This window comes from Marinobacter sp. DUT-1, assembly GCF_050379415.1.
GTDB lineage: Bacteria > Pseudomonadota > Gammaproteobacteria > Pseudomonadales > Oleiphilaceae > Marinobacter.
Genome location: NZ_JBNRLS010000002.1, coordinates 363,418 through 383,996 on the forward strand (window position 1 = coordinate 363,418; position 20,579 = coordinate 383,996).

Genomic DNA, 20,579 nt, shown 5'->3' on the forward strand with positions numbered 1-20,579 from the left:
CCGACCTGACGGAGAATTGAATGAACCTTTACGGTATCCGCGCAATCTACAAATTCGAAATGGCCCGGATGAAACGCACCGTGATGCAGAGCGTACTCTCGCCGGTGATTTCCACCTGCCTGTACTTCGTGGTGTTCGGCTCGGCCATCGGCTCGCGCATGGGCGATATCGACAACATCAGTTACGGTGCCTACATCATTCCCGGCCTGGTGATGCTGTCGCTGCTGATGCAGAGCATTTCCAACGCCTCCTTCGGCATCTACATGCCCAAATTCTCGGGCACCATCTACGAGGTGCTGTCGGCGCCGGTCTCCTATGTAGAGGTCGTCATCGGCTATGTCGGTGCGGCAGCAACCAAGTCGGTGATCCTTGGCCTGATCATCCTGGCCACCGCCAAACTGTTCGTGGATTACGACGTGCTGCACCCATTCTGGATGCTGTCGTTCCTGGTGCTCACCTCAATAACCTTCAGCCTGTTCGGTTTCATCATCGGCATCTGGGCGGACGGCTTCGAGAAACTGCAGATCGTGCCCATGATGATCGTCACGCCGCTGGTCTTCCTGGGTGGCACCTTCTACTCCATCGACATGCTGCCGGCGATCTGGCAGACCATCAGCCTGTTCAACCCGGTGGTGTACCTGATCAGCGGTTTCCGCTGGGCGTTTTACGGGGTATCTGATGTGCACGTAGGGATCAGCGTGGGCATGACCATGGTGTTCCTGGCCCTGTGCATGACCGCCGTCTGGTGGATCTTCAAGACCGGCTACCGGCTGCGTTCCTGATGGCCGCTTTTCGATGGGCCAGCCTTGCACTGGCGTTTGCCCTGGTTACCGGATGCGGGGTTGGTGCCACCCCGGCCCAGACGGATCTGCCCGTAACCAATGCGTGCTTCGTAACCGATTCAGACTCTGTTCCGGTGGTACTGGAAGTGGCCAGCACGTCGGAACAGAGACAGGTAGGACTCATGGGGAGGACAAAATTGCCGGCAAGCCACGGCATGCTCTTCCAGTATGAGGAAGCAAGGGAACCGAAGAACGGTTTCTGGATGTACCGCACCCTGATTCCCCTGGATATCGCTTTTCTGGACCGGGCAGGCACCATTCGCAACATCCGCGCCATGGTGCCCTGCTCCGCCTCACAGGGGACGAACTGCCCCATCTACCCGGCGGGCGTCCATTACTGGTCCGCCGTGGAGATGAATGCCGGGTTCTACCTCGCCAACGGCATCGAGGTGGGCGACCGACTGGTTCTGGATGGCGAGAACTGCCGGGCGAACGACTAGCTGTCCTTCCACTCGGGCTTGCGCTTTTCCAGGAACGCACAGATACCTTCCTGGGCGTCGTTGGCCTGCATGTTTTCCGCCATGACCGTTGACGTATACTCGTAGGCCTCCGCCAGTGGCATTTCCAGCTGGCGGTAGAACGCGCTCTTGCCGATCTTCAGGGTGTGGCCGGACTTCTCCGCAATGGTGCGCGCCATCTGATAGACGGTTTCATCCAGAGCCTGCTCGTCCACCACACGGTTGACCAACCCAATCTGCTCCGCTTTCGGCGCACTGACCAGCTCTCCGGTCAGCAGCATTTCCATCGCATGCTTGCGGGAGACATTCCGTGACAGCGCCACCATCGGGGTAGAACAGAACAACCCGATGTTCACGCCCGGCGTGGCAAAACGCGCGGTATCCGCGGCAACCGCCAGATCACAGGACGCCACCAGCTGGCATCCGGCCGCCGTCGCCACCCCTGCTACCCGGGCAATCACCGGCTTGGGCAGGTTCACAATCTGTTGCATCACCTTGCTGCACAGGTTGAACAGATTCAGCTGGAAATCGTGACTGTCGAACTGGTCCCGGATCTCTTTCAGATCGTGCCCGGCGCAGAACACATTACCGCGCGCCGCCAGCACCACGACCCGTGTTTCCGGATCATCCGCTACCCGCTCAAGCTCCGCTGACAAGGCCTCCAGCATGGCCACGGACAGGCTGTTGCGGCGCTCCGGCTGATTCAGCGTGAGCGTGGTGATCCCGTTTTCCGAATAATGCGTTACCAACGCATCGCTGACCTCGGTCATGACATTAACCTCCTGAACGTGTTGTCATTCTTTTGATTCAGTATCAGCCAGGAGTAGAGCTCTGTCGAAGGGACTTTGGTCGGATTCATCAAGGGATGGCCAGGATTAACCAGGGAAAGGTTGCAAATGCAGTTTCCATCCACAGGATTACAGATAGACACTCGTTAAAAACGGGAGGAGGACCGGATGTCCAAATCACTGATTCTCAGGATCATAGTGGCGATCGCCATCATCGGCGGCGGAATTTTCGTCATAATCAAAGACGAACCGCGGCCGCCCACCGGCGACATCAACAGTATTCAGCCACTGCCGGAACAGGACAACCCATGACCCAACCCAAACGCGTCTACCTGGCCGGACCGGAGGTCTTCTTCCCGGCAACCGAACACCAGATCATCGTGACCGAGAAGAAACGCATTCTCCGGGAACTGGGCTGGGAAGGCGTGGATCCCCTGGATACCGACCTGGAATTCAGCGATGCCGAATCTCCCCAACAACGCGGCTTCCGGATATACCGCGCCAACCGGGAGCTGATGGACAGCTGCGATGCCGTTATTGCCAATCTCACGCCTTTTCGCGGCATCAGCGCCGATCCCGGTACCGTCTTCGAAGTGGGTTACCTGATCGGCCAGGGTAAACAGGCGATTGGCTACAGCCTTAATCCTCTAACCTACCGCCACCGGGCCGGAAACCGCACCCACGATGATCTCGGCCATGCCATCGAGGATTTTAACCTGGCGGATAACCTGATGATCGAGTGCGGAATTGTCGAGTCCGGTGGCCAACTCTTTGTGGCCGAGCACCGGTCCGAGCTGGAGTTCTTTGACGCGGAGCTGTTTGAGAAGTGTGCGCGGGCGCTTGATAACTGAAGCCCTGATAATGGCGAAAGACCATCTTGAAGAGCAGTAAGGAATAGCCTCTTGCAGACCACACGGATCAAAGGCCTGACCATAGCCGCCCTGGGCGTTCTGTTTATCGTCCCGGATGCGCTGCTCGTAAAAATCACCTCGGTACCACCGGTAGTATTCCTGTTCTGGCGAGGCTTGTTGCTAACCTTCAGTTTCTGGCTGATCAGCTGGCTGAGATACCGCGACCGCCTGAAGACAGAGATCAGGCGCTGCGGCTGGAAAGGCATCTTCTGCGCGGGAGCCTTCGCCGTCAGTACCCTCGGTTTTGTTGTAGGCATGAAAAACACAGCCGCCGGCAACGTACTGGTTATTCTCAATACCGCACCCGTCATCGCCGCCCTGATTGCCTGGCTGATCTGGAAGGAAACCCTGCCCTGGAGAACCTGGATCGTTATCCTGGTGTGCGTCACAGGCGCAACCTTCATGGCCGTCGGCGAACTGGGCAAAGGCGACCCACTCGGCCTGATCATGGCCGGCATAGCCGCCACCGCCCTCGCCTCCAACCTCAACGTCGCCCGCTCCCGCCCCGATTGCGACATGAGCGTGATGCTGATGTTTGGTGCCCTGGCACTCGCCATTGTCGCGGCATTTATGGGCGGCGCCGAGCTTCTCTCAGGCAGAGATGCCTTTTTCATCGGCCTGCTCTGCCTGGTGTTTCTGCCCATGGCCTGCATACTGATCCAGATCGGTCCACGTTACATACCGGCGGCGGAAGTCAGTTTGATGTTGTTGCTGGAAACGGTGTTGGGGTCTTTTCTGGTTTGGCTGTTTCTGGGGGAAGTGCCACCGAATCTTAGTCTGATGGGTGGGGTGATTGTTTTTTCTGCCCTGGCTACCCATGGCTGGATAGAAGTGAAACGGTATCGCAAAGCGAGGGTGGCATGAGCCACTGAATTATGGTGCCCGGAGCCGGAATCGAACCGGCACGGCCTTGCGGCCGAGAGATTTTAAGTCCTATTTTTTGAGTTTGAACAAAATTGATCAACCCCTAACAGCTATTAACTTTCAGAAGGTTACGCCAGAATAGTCCCTAGTGTCTTTTAACGATTTTGAATCGAACTGCTGCACCAGTGATGCACCAGCGATGCACGGGGAACGATTATGGCGGAAAAATTACGGCTCAATAAAACCAATCTGGACGCGCTGAAGGCGACCGACAAACGCCGCATGGTCTGGGATAACTCTATTCCCGGTTTCGGTGTGCGTATCATGCCCAGCGGTGTGAAAACCCTGTTCTACCAGGCCCGGTTCAAGGGCGAAGTGATCCGGATCACCCTCGGCAGCTATAACGGTCTTGCCGCCACGGCGGAGGCCGCCCGCAAGCGAGCCGCGGGGATCGCTTCGGAGATTGCCAACGGGATAGACCCCCGGCCCAAAAGGAAAGAAGCAGAGGCCGCCACTTTCGGGGATATGATGACCGGCTATGTCGATCTGCTGAAAGCGAAAGGGAAGAAATCCGCCCGTAATGTCGAAAACCACATAACCGCCGACATTGAACGGGCCCAGCCTAAACTGTGGAAAAAACGGGCTGCAGAAATCGACCTCGATGACTGTGTAAAGGTTGTGGCCGATGTGAAGGAACGCGGGGCGCTACGCCAAGCCGACAAGATCCGCAGCTATATTCGTTCAGCCTTCACGGAGGCAATCAAAGCCCGTGGCAACGTGAACGCTCCCGCCAAGTTGCGGAACATGAATATCACAATGAACCCGGCCCGCGATATGGTGAAGGTGGAAGGCTCCAGCCAGGCCCGCACACGCGCCCTGTCCCTTGCCGAGTTCCGGGCATACTGGACGCACGTTAAGGAACTGCCGGAGCCGGGCCGCTCCCTGATGATGCTTCACGTTCTTACTGGTGGGCAGCGTATACAGCAGCTTTCACGCATTACCCTGGACGATATAGACGGAGATACCCAAACTGTCACCCTACTCGACTTCAAGGGCCGCAGAGCCGAACCACGCCGCCACGCTATCCCGCTGCTACCAGAAGCCACGGCCTGCATTGAACGGATTACCGGGGCCGGTGAATACGTGTTCAGCTGTGATGGCGGCATAAGGCCGGTTAACGGCAAATACATTTCCGAGCGCGTGGACAAGATCCGGGAGGCTATGGGGAAAGCCGAGGAACTGGAAGGCGGCCACTTCACGGCCGGCACCATCCGGGCAACCATTGAGACCCGCCTAGCGGCCAAGCCGTACCGCGTGAGTTCTGACGTTTTGGGCCAACTGCTGAGCCATGGGCTCGGAGGTGTGCAAGCCCGGCACTATCAGCACCACAATTTCCACGATGAAAAATTAGAAGCCCTGCAGATGCTCTACCGCATGGTAGAGGGCCTGCCCGAGCCGTCTGCAAGCATCCTACCGTTCGACCGGGAGGCCACAGCATGAGAACGCCACGCGTAACGATCAACAACCTTTTTGCCGGATACGCTCGGGCCGGTATGGATCCGCAGCACTGGTATGAAAACCTGACCGATGAACAGCGGTTAGGCGCACAACTGGATTTTATCGAGGCCCGCGCCTGCTTGTTAGAACGGCTCCCATACGATGAAGGCGCGGGGATCCCGGGCAACGTCCAAAACGAGGCCAAACGGCTTAACCGGCTCGTTCAGCAAACTATGGCCGCCATGAGCCAGGGCCAGATGATTCAAGCTGGCGGCTTCATGCTGGACATCGGCGTAGCAATGCAGAAAATCAGCACACATCTAACCGCTGCTAAGGCCTTGGACGTAACCGAAGAGCTGCAGCGCCCGCGCTCAGCTGGCGGGAAACAGACTGCGATCCGCAAGCAAGAGGCTGCAGCTGAGAACATAAAGACCGCCGCCAGGCACTGGCACAAACTCGCCGCCGATGGGCGCCCCGAACGTGTGAGGGCCGGTGTAATTGCGCAGATAATGGGTTACCCGGTGGGCACGGTGCGAGGCTGGATCAAAAAAGCGGGATTACGCTAAGCGCAACGAATCTTCTAAATCTCAAAGTGGCCTTGTTCAAACATGAATGAGGCCAAATCATGCAAACCACCACATTAAGCCAAACCCCACCGAATACCGTTGTAACCCTCCCCCGCTTGCTCACACAAAAAGAGCTTGCCGAGTACCTGAACAAATCAACTGCCTGGTGTGAACGCGCCCGATGGGCTGGCGATGGGCCACGCTTCATCAAACTAGGCCGCCACGTTCGTTACCGTGCCGAGGACGTTCTGGCATGGATAGAAGAAAACAGCCGCACCTGCTCCGGGGAGGCTACCGCGTGAAAGTTAAACACATTACCTTTCACCGGCGCAGGGCAGCAATTCACGAAGCGGGCCACGCGATCAGCCACGCCGCGCACGGCATCCGGGTTAAATCGGTTTCTATTCAGCAAACCGGGCCGCACTGGGAGGGATGGACCGCTACGGAATGGCAACCTGGCATAACGCCCGACTCTCTGCCGGAAACAGATCTGGCTTTAGCCTGTGGACACCTGTCTGGACACGTTTCCGAACAGATCCACGCCGCCCCGCTTCCGCCAGCCTCGAACATAGAGGAAATAGCGCACGCAATGGCCTGTCAGGAAGCTATGGCCGCGAAAGGCCAAGACGTCGACTTGCAGGGGTACGCCTGGGCGCTGCTGGAAAAGAACCGGGCCGCTTTGCTGCGCCTGGCGGATAACCTGATGCTCAGTCGCAAGCTTTCCGGCTCCCGGCTGCGTTTCCTGCTTCGGGAGGTATCAAGATGATGGAACTTCCCGATCCTCTCGCCCCGCTTGGCCAGTTCCGGCAATTTATCGGTTTTCGGCTGCAACCCGACCCGAAGCGGGCCGGCAAAATGTTGAAAAAGCCCGTTGATATACGGACAGGCCAAACGCACAACCCGCACGACCCGGCAATCTGGCAGGATTTCCGAACCGTCTCGGATGCTGTAGCCGCAGGAACCGCGCACGGCGTGGGCTTCGTTTTCACACCAGATTGCGGCCTGTGGTTTCTGGACATAGACGACGCGTTGCAGTGCGGTAAGTGGTCGCCACTGTCGCAACAGCTGTTAAACCTGACGGCTGGCGCGGCTATCGAAGTAAGCCAAAGCGGGACCGGTCTACACGTTATCGGTTCTGGACGCGTCCCGCCGCACAGCTGCAAAAATACCGCCCTGAACCTGGAGCTATACACAGCGGACCGGTTCGTAGCCCTTACCGGCAAACAATGCAGCGGAAACGCGGCGCACGACTGCAGCGCGGCTATGGCTCAAATTGTGGCCGACTATTTCCCGCCTGATGCGTCCGGACCGTCCGACGGCTGGACCGATGAACCCTGCCCCGGATGGGACGGCCACACGGACGACGGCGAACTACTGCGCCACGCGTGCAAGTCTGGCAGCGCCGCCAGTGCGTTCGGCAACCGTGCCAGTTTTGCTGATTTGTTTGAGGGCCGGGAGGACGCATTAGCCACGGCGTATCCTGACGACTCCGGCACACGCGCCTACGATGCCAGTAGCGCCGACGCGGCCCTTGCGCAGCATCTGGCGTTCTGGACCGGCAAGGACTGCGAACGGATACAGCGCCTTATGCTGCTATCAGGCCTCAAGCGGGATAAATGGGACCGGGCCGATTACTTGCCCCGTACCATCGTTGCCGCCTGTAACCGTTGCACGGACGTACACCAGCGAAAGACCCCGGCAACAACCGAGACGATCCCCGGCGGCGATCTGGATACATTGCCAGCCGACGGTAAGGGCAACACAGTGCGCGAAGTGGCGGTACTGCTCCGAGCGAACGGATTGCCCGTTGCTTACGATGAGTTCCAGCAGCGCATTATGCTGGTAAGCGCCCCGCAGTGGCCCAGCGAGCAAGAATACCCCCGCGCCTGGACGGATCGGGACACAATCGAGTGTCTGGCGTTTCTGCAGCAACACGGCTACAAACCGACGCGGGAAGCCGTGTTCGATGCGGTTACGCTTTACGCGGGCCGCAACAGCCAGCACCCGGTTAGAACCTACCTCAACGGCCTGAAATGGGACGGCCTGCCCCGGCTGGATTCGTGGCTGTCCGATTATCTCGGAGCCGCCCCCTCTGAATACCATGCCGTTATTGGTGCAAAGTTCCTCATTGCCGCCGTTGCTCGCATTATGCAGCCCGGCTGTAAGGTGGACACGGTTCTGGTGTTCGAGGGAGCGCAAGGCATCGGGAAATCAACCACGGCATCGATACTCGCGGGCGACTGGTTCACCGACGAACTGCCGGACGTTGGCAGCAAGGACGCGGCCCTGCAATTACACGGCGCGTGGATCGTGGAGATTGCCGAGCTTGATGCCATCAACCGTTCGGAGCTATCCACGGTGAAGAAGTTTATCAGCCGCCACACCGACCGATACCGACCTCCATACGGACGGATTACCCAGGACGTGCCGCGCCAGTGCGTTTTCATCGGAACCAGCAACGAAAGCCAGTACCTCAAGGACTCAACCGGTAACCGTCGATTCTGGCCGGTGAAGTGCAACCGCGTAGACGTTGCGGCAATCCGGCGTGACCGTGACCAACTATGGGCCGAAGCGCTCCAGCGGTTCAGGCAGGGCGAAAACTGGTGGCTGACTGCCGACCAAGAACGAGTCCTGGCAGAACCAGCACAGCAGCAACGGAAGGAATCAGACCCGTGGCTGCACACGATTTCCAGGTGGATCACTGACCGTCAAATCGCCGAAACGACGACTGCCAAAGTAGCAAGCGAAGCCCTGTTTTTATCTTCCGAAAAACTGAACTCCGGTAATTCACGGCGAATTGCTAACTGTCTGCGTGAACTGGGGTGGAGCGACGAGGGAACCAAAAAACGGTTTGAAGGCAGTCTTCACCCGGTACGGGTATTTGTGCCGGTGGCGGCCACAAGTGACGAACCAGTAGCGGCACACAGTGGGACGGGTATTGGCACACGTACCGCTGCTGACATTTTTGTGCCGTAGCTGTGCCAACGAAACGGAGCGACCGGCACGGGAAAAACTCAATAAAATCAATGACTGTTCCGATGTGCCGATAGTGCCGATGATATGTATTTAAAGAAAGGAAAGGCGCGGAACTGTAGGGCATATACAGGAATACAGTACACGGGGGAAAGGTAGGCAGAGTAATCGGCACTATCGGCACACCGGCTCAAAGCTGTGAAAACCAACGGGAGCAACGAACCATGAAAAGCAATCAGGAACTGACCGCAGCATCTGCTGCACTGACGCAAAACGCGCTGGAGCTGTCCGACGACGTGGCCGAAGCGGCAACTCTGTTACTGGCGTCCGCATATAACCTTGTCGTCGCACGGTACGGACACGAACAGGCTGAAATCTGGCTAAAGGCACAGGCCCAACTGAAGCCGCTGGACCCGCCGCCGCCCTGCCCCGGTAAAGGGCTGCATTGATGACGTGAACGACGCGACTGTGCCGCTCAGAAAGCCCCGGGGGAGGTGAAAAAGTCGATTGCATGTTCTTTGGGGCCGGTGCGGGTAACCGCGCTTTTACGGCCACGTTTCAAAATTCACGGAGGGCATAACGATGCCAAGACCACGAAAACCCGCAAAGATTCAGGAAATAAGCGCCTGGAAGAAAAACCCGCAACGCCGCCGGGAAGAATTTGAGCCTGTGGACGATATAGGACCGGCCCCGGATTCCCTAACTGTGGAGTTTGAAATCTGGGAGGAAATAGCAGGCATGGTTCCGCCTGGCGTTCTAGGATCGTCGGATCGAATCGCTCTTGAAGCGCTATGTCGCCTGATATTTAAGATGCGGTACGACTTCGACAACATGAGCGCAGCCCAGCTGGGACGCCTTGAAAACCTGCTGGGCAAATTTGGACTGACACCGTCAGACCGGTCCCGGGTAATGCTGCGACAAAACGAAAAACCAAAGAACCCATTTGACGGAATGTAGCGACCACTATTGTCACAAAAAGCAATAATATCAATTACTTGCATTATTTTTCTAAAGTCGTAGAGTGAAAAATAACCGGCGTTGATTCATGGACGCCAGCCGTTAGCCGGGTGAGCCGGTGAAGCGGAGACTCTATGCCTTGGTGAGCAAGGCCAGAGCAGGACCAAGAGGCTGTCTGCGTGATGCTTGCAGTACTTCAAGAGGTTCATCACATGAAACGAACCCATTTTTGTGTGAATTACTGAGGTACTGAAACATGGACTACATGGCTGAAGAAGTGAAGAAAGCCCTTGCCGACCTGGAAACGGATCTGGGCAAGCGCTTTGAAAAGATCGACGACCTGGACGAGCAAGTGACCGGCATTAAGCACGACATGACCGAGCTTTTCCAGAAAGGTACGAAATCCCCTGCGCCTGCCAGCCACAAGTCTGGCGGATCTATCCGGGAAGCCCTAACTAAGTCCCCCGGCCTGGAACGGATGAGGAAGGAAAACAGCAAGAATTCCGACCCCATCGACCTCGGCCTGTCCATCAAAGCACTGACAAGCCTGCAAGGTTCCGGCGGCTCCCCCGCAGAAGGTATCGACGTTCTGCCAGAGCGTGAAGGCGGCCTATACGGCTACGCTATGCGCCCGCTGTCTCTGTTGGACGTGCTGCCAATCCGGCCGATTTCGTCCAATGCGTTGACCTTCACCCGCATGGTCAACTTCGTGAACGCTGCGGCTGGCCAAGGCGCTGAGGGCACGGAAAAGGCAGAGCAGACCATTACCCCGACCCTGATCACTGCGCCCGTAGAAACGATCGCCGTTTGGCACGATGCATCAAAGCAGGTTCTGGACGATGAGCCCGGCCTTGAAGCGACTATCGGTATGCTGCTCAGTCATGGGGCAACCGAGAAAGCTGAACGCCAGATCGTGAACGGCGCGGGCGGTTCCTTTGAAATGTCCGGCCTGATTACCGACGGCACCACCTTCGTGCCGACCGTGGCACCAATGGCGGACCGTATCGGACAGTGTCAGGCGACCATGGCAAATGCTGGCTACCAGCCAAGTCTGGTTATGCTGAACCCGGTGGACTGGTTCACGATCCGTTCAGAGCGTGCGGTTACTGGTGATGAACAGTATATCGGGCCGGGCTGGGCAGCGCCTGCCGCACCGTCGATTTATGGCGTTCAAGCTGTGGCCTCCGCTGCCGTACCGCAGGGAACTGCCATTGTGGTTGATACCCGCTTTGTGAACCTGCTGGACCGGCAGCAAACTACGGTCGAGTTGAGCCGCGAAACCGGCAACAACTTCAAGCAAAACATCGTAACCGTCCTGGCTGAGCTTCGTATGGGCTTGGCGATTTACGATACCGCTGCCGTTCAAGTTATCAACCTGACCGGCACGGTATAAAGCTGAACCGCGTGCCCGGCGCGGAAATACCGGGATGCGGGGCCACGTCCGCAACTTCGAAAAGTGGCAACCGGCCAAGCCGTGCCGGTTCCTCCAAAAGCGGTTAGGCTCTCCGGGGCCGGTCCGATGTAGCTCGACGAAGCCAGGCCATCCGGCGCGCCTGGTGGGTCATTGGATCAGCCGGGGCCGCCCTTCGGGGCGGCTTATTTTCCCCTTCCTGGAGTGCCCCGTTATGTCTGCACTACCTCCCGAAATTGAGCCCACACTGATTAAAGCCGAAGCCCATGACGGCTATCAGCGCCTTTGGCGTGCCGCACTGGCTAATCTGATTGGCGACGCGTGCGCGTGCTGGCTCGGCAAGTTGTATCAGCCCGGGGCCGTCGGCCATGATCTACAGGAAGCGTTCGACGACGTTGTGGAGTGCGGTCCGATCACGCGCCGCTTTGCCTGGTGGAATGACTTAGACCCGGAGTACGTGAGTGAATCGTTTATTCGCTGGTGTGAACGCGAGTGATATCAAAGGAACCTGTTTAAAAACTTCTCTAGGTTTCTGAATTGTCTTTCGTAATCCTTCGACCTCAGATCATCGCCGTCTTTATCTGCATACAGAAATTGCTTGGCAGCTACTTCGAACTCATCTTTAGGATTAAAAAAGCCTTCAAAACTGGGCGCGAGTCTCCGAAAGCAGGTTTCGGCGCTTATGTGCACCATAGAAAGTTGTTCGAGGAGTGGCCTTAGTTCTTTTCCCAAAACCGCTTCAGCTTCGATAGCCGTTTGCTCGAAAGAGTCAAACGCAGAAGATAGCTTACGAAGTCTGTTCTCATATATATAAGCGAGCACTTTTCCCTCGCTTATATAGTCTGGCGCCTCAGCCCATATATAGTTGTCTGGATACTCTGTAGGGAAAAACCGATCATCGCGAAATGCATCTAGCGCCTTCTGCAGTCGACGCGCGCTAACTTTTAAAGCCACTGCCTGCTTGTGGGCTGTTTGGGCTTTCAATTCGTGCTTCCAACTAAACACGCCGTAAATCGCTGTCGCAGCCGTGATTATTGCGGCTGAGGATACAATGATATCTGTCACCAAAGTTAGACCCACGCAATTACCCCGAGTTGAAAAATCGTTCGCTGGATTGAAAGGAAGGTAGCTTACTCTAGGCAGACTATGGAAGCGAAAGCTCTGGGCGTCAGTCTCTCCTGACAGTCCCACCATTTCCGGCAGGTGGCGCGACCGCTTGGCACTCCTTGCGAGCGGTTAAATTTTCTCAAACTGATGCACCAGTGCTGCACCAGAAATTTTGAATAAGTTTTAGATCCCTCGAAATTGCGCTAACCGATTGATTTTAATGGTGCCCGGAGCCGGAATCGAACCGGCACGGCCTTGCGGCCGAGAGATTTTAAGTCTCTTGTGTCTACCAATTTCACCATCCGGGCATTCGGAGGGAGGTTTTGAGGGGCAGAATTGTATAAGGCCATGTGCCGTAACGCAATTCTGAATCCGGGTGCCGTCAGGCTTCCGCTGGCTTCACTGCCCTGCCCTTGTAGATGTAACCGGCGATCTTCGGAGCGCTCGGGATGTAGAGGTTTTCCAGTTCCCGGATCTCGAAGCCGGCTTCGCGGATGAGGTCGGCGATGTGCCGGTTCAGGTGGCAGCCGCCGGCGACTTTTTTCCAGGCCGGGGTGATGCGGTGCTGCCATTTTTTTACGCCGTGATGGTCGGATTCTCCGTGCTCCAGGAAGATCAGTTCGCCGCCCGGTTTGAGGACGCGTTTCATCTGCTGCAGCGCGGCGTGCCAGTCCGGAATGGTGCACAGGGTGAAAGTGAGCAGCACGGTGTCGATGGTGTTGTCCTCGAGCGGGATCTTTTCACCGGACAGGTCCAGCCACTCGACCTTGATGTTCGAGCGCTGCAGGTTCGGCTGGGCTTTTCGGCGCATGCCTTCCGAGGGTTCCAGGCCGTAGACCAGATCGACTTTGTCGGTGTCGTAGAACTCCAGGTTTATGGCCGATCCCATGCCCACTTCCAGCACGGTTCCCCGCGCTTGTGGCACCACCTGGCTTCGCAACTTCATCACCTGGCCCATGGAGCAGGCCTTGTCTATGATGTGTGGGAGTATCCGGTCTTCGTAAAAGCTCATTGGTGTCACCATAATTGTTATAAATCAAGCGGTGCGACAATCTGCCCTATCGGTTTTACCGTGCTATTGGGTAGCATGGTATTCATCTGCCGGTAATTACAACATAACAATATGAGCTAAGGCAGCGGCTGGGCGAGACAGTGGCGCTCGCTCTAATTGTGATGTGTGGGTTTACCGGAGGTTCCCATGGAACTAGATCCCCTCTTACTATCGCGAATCCAGTTCGCGTTTGTGGTGTCATTTCACGCCATCTTTCCTGTCTTTACCATCGGTTTGGCCTCCTATATTGCGGTACTGGAAGCCCTGGGCTTCAAGACCGGCAATCCGGTGTGGCTGAAGCTCTCGGGCTTCTGGACCAAGGTCTTTGCCGTGGTCTTCGGCATGGGCGTTGTCTCGGGCATCGTGATGTCGTTCCAGTTCGGTACCAACTGGAGCAATTTTGCCCAGGCCACCGCCAACTTCCTCGGGCCGGTACTCAGCTATGAGGTGATCACGGCGTTCTTCCTGGAAGCCGCGTTCCTGGGCGTTCTGTTGTTTGGCCGCAACAAGGTTCCGGCCGGGGTGCACCTGTTCGCCGCCATCATGGTGGCCACCGGCACCTTCATCTCGTCGTTCTGGATTCTCTCGGCCAACAGCTGGATGCAGACCCCGGCCGGCTTCGAGCTGATTGATGGCGTGTTCCATGTCACCTCCTGGAGTGAAGCGATCTTCAATCCGTCCTTCCCGTACCGCTTCATGCACATGGGCCTGGCCTCGTTCCTCACCGGCAGCTTTGTGGTGGCCGGCGTCAGTGCCTGGTACATCCTCCGTGGCCGGGAGGTGGAAGCCAACCGCAAGGCGCTGTCCATGTGCCTGTGGCTGATTCTGTTCATCGCCCCGGCCCAGCTGGTGGTGGGGGACTTCCACGGCCTGAGCACCCTGGAACATCAGCCCACCAAGGTGGCCGCGATGGAAGGCAACTGGGAAACCTCCTCCAACGTGCCCCTGCTGCTGTTCGCCATTCCGGACCAGGAGGCCCAGACCAACCATTTCGAGATCGGCATTCCCAGCCTGGCCAGTATGATCCTGACCCACGAGTGGGACGGGGTGGTGCCGGGCCTCAAGGACGTGCCCCGGGCGGAACAGCCGCCGGTGGCCATCGTGTTCTGGTCGTTCCGGATCATGGTGGGTATCGGCACCCTGATGATCCTGGTGGGCCTGACCGGCCTGGCGCTGCGTCGCGATGGCCGTTACTTCCAGTCCACCTGGTTCCTGCAGGTGCTGCGGGTGATGAGCATTGCCCCGTTCATTGCCGTGCTGACCGGCTGGTTCGTCACCGAAGTGGGCCGGGCCCCGTGGCTGGTGTACGGCATCATGGATCAGGCTGCGGCGGTAACGCCGTCCCTCACCGGGGGCATGGCGCTGTTCACCCTGATTGGCTACATCGTGGTTTATGCGCTGGTGTTCTCCGCCGGGGTCTACTACCTGATGCGGGTGCTGTACGTGGGTCTGGAAGACCAGGATGACGAAGAGCACGAAGCCGATCGTCCGGCACGACCGCTTTCCGCGGCTCATGTACCGTTCGAATACGGCGAAGACAAACACCGCAACCCGGCCAAGCAGGGAGGTCACTGATTATGGAACTGTTCGATCTGCCCCTGATCTGGGCATTTATTATCGGCTTCGGCATCATCATGTATGTGCTGATGGACGGCTTCGACCTCGGTGTGGGCATCCTGTTCCCGTTCGCCCCGAGTGAGGGTGACCGGGACACCATGATGAACTCGGTGGCCCCGGTGTGGGACGGCAACGAGACCTGGCTGGTGCTGGGCGGTGCCGGCCTGCTGGCCGCCTTCCCGATGGTCTACACCATTTTCCTGCCGGCGCTGTACATCGGCGTGTTCCTGCTGCTGGCCGGCCTGATCTTCCGTGGCGTGGCCTTCGAGTTCCGGTTCAAGGCCCGCACCTCCCGGTACCTGTGGAACTGGGCCTTTGCCGGCGGTTCCACCGTGGCGTCCTTCGCCCAGGGCGCGGTGGTCGGTGCCTACATCCAGGGCTTCAATACCGTTGACGGCGTTTACGTTGGCGGCGCGCTGGACTGGCTGACACCGTTCACCGTCCTGACCGGCCTGGGCATGCTGGCCGGTTACTCTCTGCTGGGTTCCACCTGGCTGATCATGAAGACCGAAGGACGGCTGCAGGAATGGGCGTACCGAATCACCCTGCCACTGCTGGCGGCGGTGCTGATCGTCTTCGGCATCATCAGTGTGTGGACGCCGTTCGTGGATGACCTGGTGCGCGAGCGCTGGTTCTCCAACCTGACCGTGATCTGGGTCCTGCCGGTGCTGACCCTGCTGTGTGCGTTCCAGATCTTCCGGTCGGTGCGCAACCGCTTCGAGGGCATGCCGTTTGTGGCCACCATGGGGCTGTTCATCACCACCTACCTGGGCCTGGTGGTCAGCCGCTGGCCGTATGTGGTACCGCCGGAGTACACCCTGTGGGATGCCGCCTCGGCCTACGGCTCCCAGATGTTTCTGCTGCTGGGGACGCTGCTGGTGGTGCCCATCGTGATCACCTACACCGCCTGGACCTACTGGGTCTTCCGCGGCAAAGTGCGGGCTGGTGAGGGATATCACTAAGTGACAGCTCCGGAGCAGCGAAACGTTCGCCGCTGGCTCACGGAGCTTGCCGCCGGCAATCGTCGGTGGGTGCAGGGTGCCGTCGTGAGCGGCACCCTGGCCGGCATTGCGACCATCGTGCAGATGGTCCTGCTGGCCCGCATCGTTCACCTCGGAGTGATCGAGGGCGTCGCGGCCTCAGAACTGACCCGGCTATTTGTCGCCCTGATCATTACCCTTGTCATCCGTGCGCTGTTCCAGGGGCTGCAAACCCGCCTGGCGGCCCAGTGCAGCAAGCGGGTCCGCCGGACCGCCCGCCGCCAGATTCACCGGCATTGGCAGGCGGCCGGCCCGGTGGCCATGGGCCAGGAGTCCGCCGGGGCGCTTGCCCGGGAATGGATTGACCATGTGGAAGCCCTGCACGGCTACTACGCCAGGTTCCTGCCCCAGATGCAGCTCTCGGTGATCGTGCCCCTGCTCATACTGGCACTGGTGTTCTGGCTGGACTGGCTGGCCGCAGTCTTTCTGTTGCTGTCCGCACCGCTGATTCCCCTGTTCATGGCCCTGGTGGGAATGGGCGCGGAGAAGCTGAACCAGCAGCACTTCGAGACCATCAGCCGGCTGTCCGGTCAGTTCCTGGACAAGGTGCGCGGTCTCACCACCCTTCAGCTGTTCGGCCAGACCGAGTCCGCCGCAGACCTCCTTGCCCGCCGTTCGGACCGCTACCGGGTGGTCACCATGAAGACCCTGAAGATTGCGTTTCTTTCCTCCGCGGTCCTGGAATTCTTCGCGTCAGTGGCGATTGCGGTGATCGCCATTTATATCGGCTTTGGTTTGCTGGGCTATATCAGCTTTGGCCCCGCCGATGAGCTTACCCTGTTCACCGGCTTGCTGATCCTGCTTTTGGCGCCGGAATTCTTCCAGCCGCTGCGAACGCTGTCCCAGTACTACCACGACCGGGCGGCGGCGCTGGGTGCCGGTACCGAAATACTCGCCCGGCTGCAGCACTACCCGGCCACCAGCCCGGAAGTGAAATCGGAGCCGCCCGCCCCCGGCACTGCCGGGCCGGCCAACCTCATTACCCTCGATCACGTGAACTATACCCACCCGGGCGAAGCTAGCCCCTGGTTCAGTGATTTGAACCTGGAGATCAAAAAAGGCCACGCCGTGGCCCTGACCGGCCCGTCCGGCGGCGGCAAATCCACCCTGCTCTATCTGTTGGCCGGTTTTCTGGCGCCGGACTCGGGGGAGATCCGGGTCCTTGGCCAGGGGCCGGGTAAAGCCGGTTTTGGCTGGCTGGGCCAGAAGGGTTTCCTCGTTCACGGAACCTGGGCCGATAATCTCCGGCTCACCTCCCCGGACGCTTCCGACATTGCCATTGACGCGGCACTCCGCCGGGTCGGCCTTGGCGATCTGGTGGACAGCCGGGAGGACGGTATCTACAGCGCGGTGTCGGATCAGGGCCGGGGTCTGTCCGGTGGCCAGGCCCGGCGTCTCAGCCTGGCCCGGATCTTCCTGGCGGACTACGACCTGATTCTGCTGGACGAACCCACTGCCGGGCTGGATTCAGCCAGTGAGATCTTCATTCTGGAGAGCCTTCGCAAGCTGTCCGAGGCGGGCAAGACCCTGATCTTCTCGACCCATCACCACGCCCTGCTGACCCTTGCAGATCGCGTTCTGACCGTCGACTGCGGGGAGGTTGCCAATGCGTGAACTGACGCCCTGGCTTGCCCTGATCTTCCAGCGCCCCTGGCGACTGATGCTGGGCGGGGTGCTGATTCTGGCGACCCTGGCATCCGGCATCGGTCTGCTGGCGCTGTCCGGGTGGTTTATCACAGACACGGCTCTTGCCGGCATCCTGCTTGCCGCCGGCACCCAGGTGGCGGTCAACCTGTATGTGCCCGGCGGCGGCATACGGTTCTTTGCGGTCTCCCGAACGGTGGCCCGGTATCTGGAGCGGGTCTACAACCACGATACCGTATTGCGGCTGCTCACGGACATCCGGGTGGCGCTCTTCCGCAAACTGGCCGGAGCGAACCGAACCGGGCAGTCGAAACTCTCCGGCGCCCAGTGGCTCTCGCGCCTGACCAGCGATGTGGATGCCCTGGATACCATTTACCTCAGGGTCATTGCGCCCACCGCCCTGGCCGGGGTTATCACCCTGCTGGTGGCCTTGCTCGCCTGGGTGCTGTTCAATGGCGCCGTAGCGCTGGGTCTGCTTGTCATCACCGCCCTCGCCTTCGTGCTCGCAACTGTCGCCGTCTATGTTCGTACCCGCGCCCCCTCCTATCGCCAGGCCGATCGTCAAGAGGAGCTGCGCACCGCGGTGGTCGAGCACATTGAAGGCTTCGCGGAACTGCGTGCTGCCGGGCGCACCGGGCGGCACGGGGCCTGGCTGCTTCGGCAGGCTCACCAGATGAACTCAGAGCAGGTTGAGGTAGACTCCAGGGTTGGCTGGCACCAGGCCATCAGCCACCTGCTGATCAATCTGTGCGCTGTGTTTGCACTCTGGGCCGGCTACAGCCTGTTTGAGACCGGTGCCATCTCGGGCCCCGTGCTGGTGCTGCTTCCGATCGCGATCCTGGGGCTGGCAGAGGTTTATTCCATGCTGCCGGAAGCCTTCGGCAAGCTTGGCAGTACGGTCTCCGCCGCCGCCCGCCTGAACCGGGATGCAGCGCCACCCGGTGAGGACGGGAAGGCCGAAATACCGGCGCCGGCTGACGATCTTGCCCTGGTGGCCAGGGATATTGCCGTTCGGCACGTGGGGTTCGCGCCTGTTCTTACCCATTTCGACCTTACCCTCGCCCGGAGCGAACGGGTCGGTATCCTGGGCCGCTCCGGCAGCGGTAAATCGTCCCTGGCCGATACCCTGGCCGGCCTGCAGCCCCCATCCCGGGGCGAACTTGCCCGGCAACCTTGTATCTACCTGACCCAGCAGACAATGCTGTTTGACGACACCTTGCGGGCGAATCTGGTGCTGGGGAACCCGGCGGCTACCGATGCGGAGTTGTGGCAGGTACTTGAACTGGTGGAGCTGGGGGACCGGTTTGCCCGGGAACCGGAGCAACTGGATACCTGGCTGGGGAATACCGGGAGCCGCCTTTCCGGCGGAGAGGCCCGCCGGGTGGCGCTGGCGCGGGTCCTGCTGAACCCGGCGCCACTGGTGATCCTGGACGAACCGTTTACCGGGCTGGACGCGGACACCAGAACCCGCATCAGCAAACGCCTGGAACGCTGGCTGGAGGGGAAATCGGTGATCAGCCTGGCCCACGGATCGGAGGCCCTGCCGGCCACCGACCGCGTGATCCATCTGGAGTAATGACCGTCCTAGCGGGTTTCGACCACCTCGAAGGTCAGGCCCGCTTTTTCGGTCAGCCGCTTCAACAGGTCCCCGTCGAGCAACGATGCGGGTGTCCAGAAGCCTCCGGGCTTGTCTGCGGGCACATCAAAGGCCAGGCACATACCGGCTTCCCCGAGCATCTTGGCGGTGGAGCCATAACCCGGATCGCGATCGCCGGTCACCTTGGTGATCATGGTCTTGCCATCTTCGGTGCGACCGACAAAGCGGATATCGAAAAACCCGGTACGCTGCTCTTCAGGGCTCGGGCCCTCACCGGGTTTGGGCACCAATTTCTCCACCAGCCACCGGGTGGGCTTGATGGCAGAGGCGGTGAAGAAAGTTCCCAGCGCCGCCGTCATTGCGTAGGCACTGGCCCTGCCCTTCAGGCCCCGACCGGTCATCATTGCTTCGTCGTACGTGAATTCCTTGCCGTAGCCTGCATCCTGGAGGGCGTTGGAACGGTGCACGACACGGGTGTTAATGGCCCCCATCACGAACGGCGCCAGCCAGACCTGAAAGTCCTTGTCGAACTCGGCGGTTTTCAGGCTCGGCTGACGGGTTTGCGAGCGGTGTTCCGAGGGGCTGATGGAAAAGGGATTGGCCAGTTCCTTACGCAGCGCCGGATCGGAGCCCGCTTCTTTTGCGATATTGATCATCGACGCCACGGTTCCCCCGGACAGCCCGCCCTTGGCGGCCTTGACCCGCATGCGGACATCCTTGCAGGGGGCTCCGAAGGTCTCCTCGGCCTGCTGCTGCAGGTACCAGACACCGAGATCGGAGGGAATCGAGTCGAAACCACAGCAGTGGACGATACGGGCGCCGGAGGATTTGGCTTCCTCCTCGTACCGTTCGATCATCTTGCGAATCCACTGGACCTCTCCAGTCAGATCGCAGTAGTCGGTACCGGAGCGGACACAGGCCTGCACCATCGGCTCACCATACAGGGCGTAGGGGCCGACGGTGGAAATCACCGCCCGGGTCTGGCCACACAGGGCTTCCAGGGAGCCTTGATCCGACACGTCTGCGAGGATGACCGGAAGATCGTTGGCCTTGTTACCCAGCTCGCTCTTCACCCCTTCCAGCTTATGGCTGGAACGGCCGGCAATGGCCCAGTTGACCGATTGGCCGACACCGTAGGTCTCGAACAGGTAGCGGGTAAGAATCTGCCCGACAAAACTGGTGGCCCCGAAAACGACGAGGTCATAACGGGTATTCGTTGTTTTTACCATCGGAGTTCCTCTCCTTGCATTCAGAAA

Annotated in this window: 22 protein-coding genes and 1 tRNA gene; 18 read left to right on the top strand and 5 right to left on the bottom strand. The window is 59.2% G+C overall.

Annotation, left to right across the window (positions count from 1 at the left end):
- Positions 1–20 precede the first annotated feature (20 nt).
- Positions 21–782 carry an ABC transporter permease gene (locus ACQUTG_RS07275; RefSeq protein WP_428918770.1) on the top strand — a complete coding sequence of 254 codons (762 nt, stop codon included), beginning with the start codon at positions 21–23 and terminating at the stop codon, positions 780–782.
- Positions 782–1,282 carry a DUF192 domain-containing protein gene (locus tag ACQUTG_RS07280; RefSeq protein WP_428918771.1) on the top strand — a complete coding sequence of 167 codons (501 nt, stop codon included), beginning with the start codon at positions 782–784 and terminating at the stop codon, positions 1,280–1,282. Before ACQUTG_RS07275 ends, ACQUTG_RS07280 begins: the two co-directional genes overlap by 1 nt.
- Here the strand turns inward: ACQUTG_RS07280 and ACQUTG_RS07285 are convergent.
- Positions 1,279–2,070, bottom strand: a complete 792-nt coding sequence (locus ACQUTG_RS07285) for an enoyl-CoA hydratase (RefSeq protein ID WP_428918772.1) — start codon at positions 2,068–2,070, stop codon at positions 1,279–1,281. The genes ACQUTG_RS07280 and ACQUTG_RS07285 overlap by 4 nt on opposite strands.
- Positions 2,071–2,256: 186 nt before the next feature.
- Here ACQUTG_RS07285 and ACQUTG_RS07290 point away from each other — a divergent pair, with 186 nt between their 5' ends.
- The 12 genes from ACQUTG_RS07290 to ACQUTG_RS07345 all read left to right on the top strand — a co-directional run bounded on the left by ACQUTG_RS07290 (position 2,257) and on the right by ACQUTG_RS07345 (position 11,763).
- On the top strand, positions 2,257–2,400 hold the full coding sequence (locus ACQUTG_RS07290) for a hypothetical protein (RefSeq protein ID WP_343809644.1): 144 nt from the start codon (positions 2,257–2,259) through the stop codon (positions 2,398–2,400).
- Positions 2,397–2,939, top strand: coding sequence for a nucleoside 2-deoxyribosyltransferase (locus tag ACQUTG_RS07295; RefSeq protein WP_428918773.1), 543 nt, complete (start codon positions 2,397–2,399; stop codon positions 2,937–2,939). Before ACQUTG_RS07290 ends, ACQUTG_RS07295 begins: the two co-directional genes overlap by 4 nt.
- Before the next feature lie 51 nt (positions 2,940–2,990).
- Positions 2,991–3,863 carry a DMT family transporter gene (locus ACQUTG_RS07300; RefSeq protein WP_428918774.1) on the top strand — a complete coding sequence of 291 codons (873 nt, stop codon included), beginning with the start codon at positions 2,991–2,993 and terminating at the stop codon, positions 3,861–3,863.
- Positions 3,864–4,079: 216 nt separating this feature from the next.
- Entirely contained in the window at positions 4,080–5,363 is a 1,284-nt protein-coding gene (locus ACQUTG_RS07305) for a tyrosine-type recombinase/integrase (RefSeq protein WP_428918775.1), read from the top strand.
- Positions 5,360–5,926: a hypothetical protein gene (locus tag ACQUTG_RS07310; protein WP_428918776.1), complete on the top strand. Its 567-nt coding sequence runs from the start codon at positions 5,360–5,362 to the stop codon at positions 5,924–5,926. The genes ACQUTG_RS07305 and ACQUTG_RS07310 overlap by 4 nt, the downstream gene beginning before the upstream one ends.
- A gap of 59 nt (positions 5,927–5,985) precedes the next feature.
- Complete coding sequence (locus ACQUTG_RS07315; protein WP_428918777.1) at positions 5,986–6,228, top strand: helix-turn-helix transcriptional regulator; 243 nt, start codon at positions 5,986–5,988, stop codon at positions 6,226–6,228.
- Positions 6,225–6,692 (top strand): hypothetical protein, encoded by a 468-nt coding sequence (locus tag ACQUTG_RS07320; RefSeq protein ID WP_428918778.1) that lies wholly within the window; start codon positions 6,225–6,227, stop codon positions 6,690–6,692. Before ACQUTG_RS07315 ends, ACQUTG_RS07320 begins: the two co-directional genes overlap by 4 nt.
- Positions 6,689–8,902 (top strand): VapE domain-containing protein, encoded by a 2,214-nt coding sequence (locus tag ACQUTG_RS07325; RefSeq protein ID WP_428918779.1) that lies wholly within the window; start codon positions 6,689–6,691, stop codon positions 8,900–8,902. Before ACQUTG_RS07320 ends, ACQUTG_RS07325 begins: the two co-directional genes overlap by 4 nt.
- Before the next feature lie 221 nt (positions 8,903–9,123).
- On the top strand, positions 9,124–9,348 hold the full coding sequence (locus ACQUTG_RS07330; protein ID WP_428918780.1) for a hypothetical protein: 225 nt from the start codon (positions 9,124–9,126) through the stop codon (positions 9,346–9,348).
- 133 nt (positions 9,349–9,481) lie between these two features.
- Complete coding sequence (locus tag ACQUTG_RS07335) at positions 9,482–9,856, top strand: hypothetical protein (protein ID WP_428918781.1); 375 nt, start codon at positions 9,482–9,484, stop codon at positions 9,854–9,856.
- 256 nt (positions 9,857–10,112) lie between these two features.
- Positions 10,113–11,249, top strand: coding sequence for a phage major capsid protein (locus ACQUTG_RS07340; RefSeq protein ID WP_428918782.1), 1,137 nt, complete (start codon positions 10,113–10,115; stop codon positions 11,247–11,249).
- A gap of 232 nt (positions 11,250–11,481) precedes the next feature.
- The gene (locus tag ACQUTG_RS07345) at positions 11,482–11,763 is read left to right on the top strand and encodes a hypothetical protein (protein WP_428918783.1); all 282 of its coding nucleotides are present in this window, start codon (positions 11,482–11,484) and stop codon (positions 11,761–11,763) included.
- A gap of 2 nt (positions 11,764–11,765) precedes the next feature.
- On the opposite strand, the gene ACQUTG_RS07350 is transcribed toward ACQUTG_RS07345, so the two are convergent.
- The 3 genes from ACQUTG_RS07350 to ACQUTG_RS07360 form a co-directional block, all read right to left on the bottom strand.
- Entirely contained in the window at positions 11,766–12,332 is a 567-nt protein-coding gene (locus ACQUTG_RS07350) for a hypothetical protein (protein WP_428918784.1), read from the bottom strand.
- Between the two features lie 263 nt (positions 12,333–12,595).
- A tRNA-Leu gene (locus ACQUTG_RS07355) sits at positions 12,596–12,682 on the bottom strand.
- A 74-nt stretch (positions 12,683–12,756) separates the two neighbouring features.
- Positions 12,757–13,386 carry a class I SAM-dependent methyltransferase gene (locus tag ACQUTG_RS07360; protein ID WP_428918785.1) on the bottom strand — a complete coding sequence of 210 codons (630 nt, stop codon included), beginning with the start codon at positions 13,384–13,386 and terminating at the stop codon, positions 12,757–12,759.
- A gap of 186 nt (positions 13,387–13,572) precedes the next feature.
- Between ACQUTG_RS07360 and ACQUTG_RS07365 the strand changes: the two genes are divergently transcribed.
- From ACQUTG_RS07365 to cydC, 4 genes are read left to right on the top strand one after another with little or no spacing between them, the layout of a single operon-like run.
- Positions 13,573–15,000: a cytochrome ubiquinol oxidase subunit I gene (locus ACQUTG_RS07365; protein WP_428918786.1), complete on the top strand. Its 1,428-nt coding sequence runs from the start codon at positions 13,573–13,575 to the stop codon at positions 14,998–15,000.
- A gap of 2 nt (positions 15,001–15,002) precedes the next feature.
- Positions 15,003–16,004: a cytochrome d ubiquinol oxidase subunit II gene (cydB, locus tag ACQUTG_RS07370; RefSeq protein ID WP_428918787.1), complete on the top strand. Its 1,002-nt coding sequence runs from the start codon at positions 15,003–15,005 to the stop codon at positions 16,002–16,004.
- The gene (gene cydD, locus ACQUTG_RS07375) at positions 16,005–17,696 is read left to right on the top strand and encodes a thiol reductant ABC exporter subunit CydD (RefSeq protein WP_428918788.1); all 1,692 of its coding nucleotides are present in this window, start codon (positions 16,005–16,007) and stop codon (positions 17,694–17,696) included.
- Positions 17,689–19,302, top strand: coding sequence for a thiol reductant ABC exporter subunit CydC (cydC, locus tag ACQUTG_RS07380; protein WP_428918789.1), 1,614 nt, complete (start codon positions 17,689–17,691; stop codon positions 19,300–19,302). Before cydD ends, cydC begins: the two co-directional genes overlap by 8 nt.
- A gap of 8 nt (positions 19,303–19,310) precedes the next feature.
- Here cydC and ACQUTG_RS07385 read toward each other — a convergent pair whose 3' ends face one another.
- Complete coding sequence (locus ACQUTG_RS07385) at positions 19,311–20,552, bottom strand: saccharopine dehydrogenase family protein (RefSeq protein ID WP_428918790.1); 1,242 nt, start codon at positions 20,550–20,552, stop codon at positions 19,311–19,313.
- Positions 20,553–20,579 lie beyond the last annotated feature (27 nt).

Bases quoted from the DNA above. Each gene is read 5' to 3' on its own strand.
- ACQUTG_RS07325 (WP_428918779.1), top strand. From the start codon at position 6,689: ATGATGGAACTTCCCGATCCTCTCGCCCCGCTTGGCCAGTTCCGGCAA.
- ACQUTG_RS07335 (WP_428918781.1), top strand. From the start codon at position 9,482: ATGCCAAGACCACGAAAACCCGCAAAGATTCAGGAAATAAGCGCCTGG.
- ACQUTG_RS07315 (WP_428918777.1), top strand. From the start codon at position 5,986: ATGCAAACCACCACATTAAGCCAAACCCCACCGAATACCGTTGTAACC.
- cydC (WP_428918789.1), top strand. From the start codon at position 17,689: ATGCGTGAACTGACGCCCTGGCTTGCCCTGATCTTCCAGCGCCCCTGG.
- ACQUTG_RS07360 (WP_428918785.1), bottom strand. From the start codon at position 13,386: ATGAGCTTTTACGAAGACCGGATACTCCCACACATCATAGACAAGGCC.
- ACQUTG_RS07290 (WP_343809644.1), top strand. From the start codon at position 2,257: ATGTCCAAATCACTGATTCTCAGGATCATAGTGGCGATCGCCATCATC.
- ACQUTG_RS07310 (WP_428918776.1), top strand. From the start codon at position 5,360: ATGAGAACGCCACGCGTAACGATCAACAACCTTTTTGCCGGATACGCT.
- ACQUTG_RS07330 (WP_428918780.1), top strand. From the start codon at position 9,124: ATGAAAAGCAATCAGGAACTGACCGCAGCATCTGCTGCACTGACGCAA.
- cydB (WP_428918787.1), top strand. From the start codon at position 15,003: ATGGAACTGTTCGATCTGCCCCTGATCTGGGCATTTATTATCGGCTTC.
- ACQUTG_RS07385 (WP_428918790.1), bottom strand. From the start codon at position 20,552: ATGGTAAAAACAACGAATACCCGTTATGACCTCGTCGTTTTCGGGGCC.
- ACQUTG_RS07365 (WP_428918786.1), top strand. From the start codon at position 13,573: ATGGAACTAGATCCCCTCTTACTATCGCGAATCCAGTTCGCGTTTGTG.
- ACQUTG_RS07295 (WP_428918773.1), top strand. From the start codon at position 2,397: ATGACCCAACCCAAACGCGTCTACCTGGCCGGACCGGAGGTCTTCTTC.
- ACQUTG_RS07340 (WP_428918782.1), top strand. From the start codon at position 10,113: ATGGACTACATGGCTGAAGAAGTGAAGAAAGCCCTTGCCGACCTGGAA.
- ACQUTG_RS07280 (WP_428918771.1), top strand. From the start codon at position 782: ATGGCCGCTTTTCGATGGGCCAGCCTTGCACTGGCGTTTGCCCTGGTT.
- ACQUTG_RS07345 (WP_428918783.1), top strand. From the start codon at position 11,482: ATGTCTGCACTACCTCCCGAAATTGAGCCCACACTGATTAAAGCCGAA.
- ACQUTG_RS07305 (WP_428918775.1), top strand. From the start codon at position 4,080: ATGGCGGAAAAATTACGGCTCAATAAAACCAATCTGGACGCGCTGAAG.
- ACQUTG_RS07285 (WP_428918772.1), bottom strand. From the start codon at position 2,070: ATGACCGAGGTCAGCGATGCGTTGGTAACGCATTATTCGGAAAACGGG.
- ACQUTG_RS07275 (WP_428918770.1), top strand. From the start codon at position 21: ATGAACCTTTACGGTATCCGCGCAATCTACAAATTCGAAATGGCCCGG.